General features: G+C 64.5%; 6 protein-coding genes. All 6 read right to left on the reverse strand.

Going from position 1 to position 5,926, the window contains the following annotated elements:
* Positions 1–1,515: flagellar biosynthesis protein FlhA (locus IM632_RS14080; protein ID WP_296552508.1), on the reverse strand; the 1,515-nt coding region annotated here is incomplete at its 3' end.
* A gap of 50 nt (positions 1,516–1,565) precedes the next feature.
* Positions 1,566–2,933 carry a sigma-54 dependent transcriptional regulator gene (locus tag IM632_RS14085; protein ID WP_293513284.1) on the reverse strand — a complete coding sequence of 456 codons (1,368 nt, stop codon included), beginning with the start codon at positions 2,931–2,933 and terminating at the stop codon, positions 1,566–1,568.
* Between the two features lie 30 nt (positions 2,934–2,963).
* The gene (fliN, locus tag IM632_RS14090) at positions 2,964–3,299 is read right to left on the reverse strand and encodes a flagellar motor switch protein FliN (protein ID WP_296479890.1); all 336 of its coding nucleotides are present in this window, start codon (positions 3,297–3,299) and stop codon (positions 2,964–2,966) included.
* 6 nt (positions 3,300–3,305) lie between these two features.
* Positions 3,306–3,956, reverse strand: coding sequence for a flagellar assembly protein FliH (locus tag IM632_RS14095; RefSeq protein WP_296479889.1), 651 nt, complete (start codon positions 3,954–3,956; stop codon positions 3,306–3,308).
* Positions 3,956–4,963, reverse strand: coding sequence for a flagellar motor switch protein FliG (gene fliG, locus IM632_RS14100; protein WP_296479888.1), 1,008 nt, complete (start codon positions 4,961–4,963; stop codon positions 3,956–3,958). Before fliG ends, IM632_RS14095 begins: the two co-directional genes overlap by 1 nt.
* 23 nt (positions 4,964–4,986) lie before the next feature.
* Positions 4,987–5,926, reverse strand: a 940-nt coding sequence (locus tag IM632_RS14105) for a flagellar M-ring protein FliF C-terminal domain-containing protein (RefSeq protein WP_296552505.1), incomplete at its 5' end; no start/stop codon positions are given.

Below are 5,926 nucleotides of genomic sequence, written 5' to 3' on the forward strand. Positions count from 1 at the left end.
AAGCAGCTTCTGGACCTCCGCATAGGAGAGCAGGTCCGGCATGTTGTCCTTGAGGATCTCTGTCAGGTGGGTGGTGAGGACCGTGGAGGGATCGACAACCGTGTAGCCGCGGAAGGTCGCCTCTTCCCGCAGCCCTTCCTCGATCCAGGTGGCGGGCAGGCCAAACGCGGGCTCGCGCATATGCTCGCCGGGGAGTTCTACCTGGCCGCCCCGGGGATCCATGGCCATCAGCGAGCCCAAGCGGACCTCTCCTGCGCCGGCTTCAAGCTCCTTGATGCGGATGAGATAGCCTTGGGATGCCAGCCGCATGTTATCGAGGATGCGCACCGGCGGCATGACGAAGCCGTACTCAGAGGCCAGGGCTTTACGCAGGGCTTTGATCTGATCGGTTAGACGCCGACCCTCCAGATCGTTGATCAGAGGCAGGAGCCCATAGCCTAGCTCTATCTTGATCTCGTCTATGGCGAGGGTCTGACTGATCGGCTCCTCGACATCCTGCGGCGGGGCGCTGGTGTCCTCAATGCCGAGGACATCCGTGAGGCCCGCCCCGGAGGATCGTCTCCAGGCCAGCGCGGCGGCGGCGATGGAGAGGACGGCGAAGGGAATGACCGGCATGCCCGGGATCAGGGCGATCACGCCCGAGGCGGCGGACACCATGCCCAGGCTGATGGGGTTCATCGCCAGTTGAGTGACGAGGGCCTGGTCGGTCGAACCGTCGACACCGGCGTTGGAGACCAGGAAGCCGGCGGCGATCGAGATGATAAGGGCCGGAATCTGGGTGACCAAGCCGTCGCCAATGGTCATGAGGGTGTAGGTTGAGGCGGCGTCGCCGAGGGGCATACCGTGCTGCAGGGTGCCGATCAGAATCCCGCCGATGATGTTGATCGCCACAATGATGAGGCCGGCGATGGCGTCCCCGCGGACGAACTTGGAGGCGCCGTCCATGGAGCCGAAGAAGGTGGACTCCTGCTCAAGCTCCTTGCGCCGCCGCCGGGACTCGTCCTGGTCGATCAGACCCGCCGACAGGTCCGCGTCGATCGCCATCTGCTTCCCGGGCAGGGAGTCGAGGGTGAACCGGGCGGCGACTTCGGCGATGCGGCCCGAACCCTTGGTGATCACCACGAAGTTCACGATCACCAGGATGGCGAAGACAATGATCCCGATCGTGAAGTTGCCGCCGGTCATCAACCGGCCAAAGGCTTCGATCACCTTTCCGGCCCCATGCACGCCCTCATGGCCGTGGGCGAGGATCAGCCGGGTCGAAGCCACATTCAGGGCCAGGCGGAACAGGGTGGTGACCAGCAGGACGGTCGGAAACGATGTGAATTCCAGGGGCTTCTTGATGAACAGCGAAGTCATCAAGATCAGGATGGAGGAGGCCAGGGAGATGGCCAGAAGAGCGTCCAGCAGAAAGGCCGGAACCGGAAGGATCAGTAGAACCAGAACCGAGATGACGCCCAGCGCAAGCGCGACCTCGCCCCGCACCAGCCACTTGATGATCTGGCCTGAAGTCAGTCTCTGTGAGGAGGGCCCCGGAAGGGTCGCGTCGGTCACCGTTCAGCTCCTCAGGCCGCGCTCGCGCCCATTTGCGGGGCCGGCACGTTCACGCCCGCCTCCGAGTATTCCTTGAGCTTGTTGCGCAGGGTCCGGATCGAGATGCCGAGGATGTTCGCGGCGTGGGTGCGATTCCCGAGACAGTGTTCCAGGGTATCGATGATGAGCTGCTGCTCCATGGCCGCCACTGTCTGGCCCACGAAGCCACGGGATACGGCTTCGGCGGCGGTCGCCGCGGCCTGCGCAGTCCGTGCGGCGGGATCGGCCGGACCCAGGGGTTGGCCATCCGGAAGACGGATGGCGGACTCGTCGATCTCGGGACCGTTCGCGAGGAGCACCGCCCGGTGCATGGCGTTCTCCAATTCGCGGACATTACCGGGCCACCGGTGAGCCAGAAGCCTTCGCTGCGCCTCCGCAGACAGCGCCTTGGCGGGAACGCCGTTGGCGGCGGCGTATTTGCGGATGAAGAATTCCGCCATCGGCAGAACGTCGCCGGGCCGCTCGCGCAGCGGCGGAAGCCTGAGGTTGACCACATTCAGCCGGTAAAGGAGGTCTTCCCGGAAGGCGCCCTCGCGGACCGCCTGGGCAAGGTCGCGGTTGGAGGTGGCCAGGATGCGGATGTCCACCTTGACCGGCTGAGAGCCGCCGACGCGATCTATCTCACGCTCCTGGATGGCTCTCAGGAGCTTGGCCTGAAGGCGGGCGTCCATCTCGGAGATTTCGTCCAGCAGCAGGGTGCCGCCGTTGGCTTCTTCGAACTTGCCGATCCGCCTCGCCAGAGCGCCGGTGAAGGCGCCCTTCTCGTGACCGAAGAGTTCGCTCTCGAGAAGGTTTTCGGGGATCGCTGCGCAGTTGACGGAGATGAACGGCTTGCCGCTCCGCCGGGATTTCTGGTGGACATGGCGGGCGACGATTTCCTTACCAGACCCGCTTTCGCCGGTGATCAGAATCGAGGCCTCCGACGGCGCCACCTGCTCGGCCATGGCGATCACCGCCCGCATGGCGACGTCCTCGGCGATCATCGGCCGATTGTCGTCGGAGACGGCCGCAAGGACAGCGGCGATCATCTCGGCGTCAGGCGGCAGGGGGATGAATTCCTTGGCTCCGGCGCGGATGGCGTCCGCCGCCTTGCGGGCATCGGGATCCACGCCGCAGGCGACGACTGGCGCCCTTATGCGTTCGGCCTCGTTGGCGGCGATCAGAGCGCCGATGTCCAGATTGTAGTCGACCAGCAGGAGGTCGGCCCCCTGGCCGGCGCGCAGGGCGTGGGTGGCTGCGGCGATGGTCTCCACGTGGCTGACCTTGGCGCCCTGAGACATCGCCATCTTCACAGCTGACGCCATTTGTCCGTTCAGTTGTCCGACGACCAGAAGTCGCATCTTTCCGTCTCCGTTATGTAAACCGGGTCATCAGACCTGGGTGTCGCCGTCCTTGATGATTTCCGTCATGGTCACGCCCAGGCGTTCCTCGACGATCACCACCTCACCGCGCGCCACAAGGCGGTTGTTGACATAGATATCAATGGCTTCCCCGACCCTGCGGTCCAGCTCGAGTACACTTCCTGAGTTGAGCTGAAGCAACTGGGAGACGCTGAGGGTGGCGCGTCCAAGAACCGCTGAGATCGAGACAGGGACGTCGAAGATTGGGGCCAGATCGGTGGCCGTCTTCTCACCCTCGTCTCCTGCGGCGGCGGCCGGGTCGCCGCCGGGACCCAGCTCGTCGAGCTCGAGTTCATTATCGCTCATGATGTCCTAGCCTTTCTCGCCGGGATCCAGAGGTTCAGCATGCAGCCCTTCCGTCGCCAGGGCGGCCTTCAGAGTGTCCGAAATCCGCTGCGCCGCCGCGTCCGGGTCATAGCTCGCCGATCCATCCCCGAAGTCGAGGGTGAAGGCGGCGCCGGAATGGCCGGGGTCCTCCCGGACCAGAATCTGCCCCGCAAAGCCGCCCGCAGCAGCCGTCGCCGAGAGAATCTCCTGGAGGCCCTCTGCCCGTCCGGGCGCCACGGCGACCATGAGCCGGGGCTCGGACTCAATCTCCCGGGCGAGGCTTTCAAGCGCCTTCTGGAGGGCCGCACGAGGAAACAGATCCAGCACCTCGCCGGCAATGGCTCGGCCGCAAGCAAGAGCAAGAGCCGCCGAGCCTTCGCGGTGCGCGTGAGCGACCCGGGCCAGCCCGCCCAGGCCTTCCCTGGCGCTGCTGGCGATCTCAGCCAGGGCTCGCGCCTGGATTGCAGCCATATCCCCGAGGGCCTTCTGCTCGCCGTCAGAGAACGCCTGGCTGCGGATGGCTTCTACTTCCTCGGCAGAGAAGAAGCGCTTCTGGCGCGCCTTCGACTGGGTGACATTGCCGCCGCCGTCGAAGACCGTGTCGAAGCCGAATTTCTCAAGGATGGGCTCGCTCATCAGTAGATCAGCTCATCGTCGCCACTGGAGCCCGCCAGCATGATCTCGCCCCTTTGAGCCAGGTCCTTGGCTGTCTGCACCATGGCCATCTGGGCCTGTTCCACGTCTCGGAGGCGCACCGGCCCCATGTTCTCCATGTCCTCGCGAAGGATCCGGGAGGCGCGTTCGGACATGTTCGAGAAGAAGAGGTTCCGCAGATCATCCGAGGTCCCCTTCAGCGCGAGACCCAGCTGCACCTTGTCCACCGAGCGGATGAGGGTTTGGACGCTGCCGGGATCCAGCTTTGACAGGTCCTCGAAGACGAACATGAGGGCCCGAATCCGCTCGGCGCTGTCGCGATTGCGCTCCTCAAGGGCCGAGATGAAACGCGCCTCTGTCTGGCGGTCGAAAGAGTTGAAAATCTCGGCCATCATCTCGTGGCTGTCGCGCTTGGACGTCCGCGCGAGGTTCGACATGAATTCCGCGCGGAGCGTCTGCTCGATCTTGTCGAGAATCTCGCGCTGGACGGGCTCCATCCGCAGCATCCGGGTGACGCACTCCATGGCGAAGTCTTCCGGCAGGGCGCCGAGGACCCGAGCGGCGTGATCCGGTTTGACCTTGGACAGCACCACCGCGACTGTCTGTGGGTATTCATTCTTCAGGTAGTTGGCGAGGACGCCTTCGCTGACATTGCCCAGCTTGTCCCACATGGTCCGGCCCGCCGGACCGCGGATCTCCTCCATGAGGGAGTCGACCTTCTCCGGATCCAGGAAGGAGGCCAAGAGGCGCTGGGTCTGCTCGAACGAACCCATGACCGTGCCGCCGCCGGACACGTTCGAGATGAATTCGACGAGGAGAGACTCGACCACGTGGGACTGCACAGTTCCCAGGGTGGCCATGGCCTGGGAAATCTCGCGGATCTCCTCCTCGTCCAGCATCTGCCAGATGGCGGTATGCTCCTCTCCCAGCGACAAGAGGACGATGGCCGCCTTCTCCGGCCCCGTCAGCTGGGAGGTGTCTGTGATCATGGATGACTTCTTCTCCCCTTCGCTCATGTCGGCTGGTGCAGCCAGGTGCGGAGCATGGCTACGGATTCCTCAGGATTGGACTCCACGAACTCGGCGACCCGCTTCACAGAGCTGGCCTTCACCTGACCCTCGATCCGGGCGATCTCGATTCTTTGCTCCATCTCCGTCTGGTCCGGGCCGGGAAGGGCGAGCGGCCCGCCGGTGGAGGGATCGACCGGCAGCATCCTCTGACCGTCGCCGGTGGTCGCCAAACGGGTGACGCCGGTCCTGGCGCCCATGCCGCTTCTGAACAACGGACGGACGACGAAGAAGATGGTCAGCAGGGCGACGATAAGCAGGATCACCCACTGGACGAGCTGCATGATGTCGTTCTTGTCGAAGCCCATGAGGGGGTTGGCGGCCACCACACCGCCGCCGAGACCATCGGCGTTGGGAAACTGGACATTGATCACCGTCACCTGGTCGCCGCGCTGCTGATCGAAACCTACTGCCGTGCGCACCAGTTGCTCGATCCTCTGCATCTCTTCGGCAGGACGCGGTGTATAGGCGCCCGGCTTCCCATCCTCCCCTGGGGGGGCTGTGACGCCGTCCACGGCGACTGCGACGGACAGGCGCTTGATCTGGCCGGGCTCCTTCACCTCCGTTCGGATGGTTTTGGAGATGTCGTAGTTCGTTGTGGTGCCCGTGCGTCCCGAGTTCGAAGCGATCAATCCCTCAGGATTCGGCGGTGCGCCGGGGATGTTGGCCGCCGCCGTCACCTGGCCGGTCTGAGTCGGCTGATTCTCGTTGGCGTTTTCCTCGCTGGTCGTCTCCGAGCGGACCACCTGTCCGTCCGGATCGAAGGTCTCCTCCTGAATTGTGACCTGGGACAGGTCGAGTTCGGCGGTGACGTTGACCCGAGCCTTGCCCTGGCCGACCACGCCTTCGACCATGGTCTTCACCGTCTTGGCGATGCGCGCCTCG

Origin of the sequence: Phenylobacterium sp. (assembly GCF_020402505.1) — a bacterium.
Lineage (GTDB): Bacteria > Pseudomonadota > Alphaproteobacteria > Caulobacterales > Caulobacteraceae > Phenylobacterium.

Bases quoted from the DNA above. Each gene is read 5' to 3' on its own strand.
- IM632_RS14085 (WP_293513284.1), bottom strand. From the start codon at position 2,933: ATGCGACTTCTGGTCGTCGGACAACTGAACGGACAAATGGCGTCAGCT.
- fliN (WP_296479890.1), bottom strand. From the start codon at position 3,299: ATGAGCGATAATGAACTCGAGCTCGACGAGCTGGGTCCCGGCGGCGAC.
- IM632_RS14095 (WP_296479889.1), bottom strand. From the start codon at position 3,956: ATGAGCGAGCCCATCCTTGAGAAATTCGGCTTCGACACGGTCTTCGAC.
- fliG (WP_296479888.1), bottom strand. From the start codon at position 4,963: ATGATCACAGACACCTCCCAGCTGACGGGGCCGGAGAAGGCGGCCATC.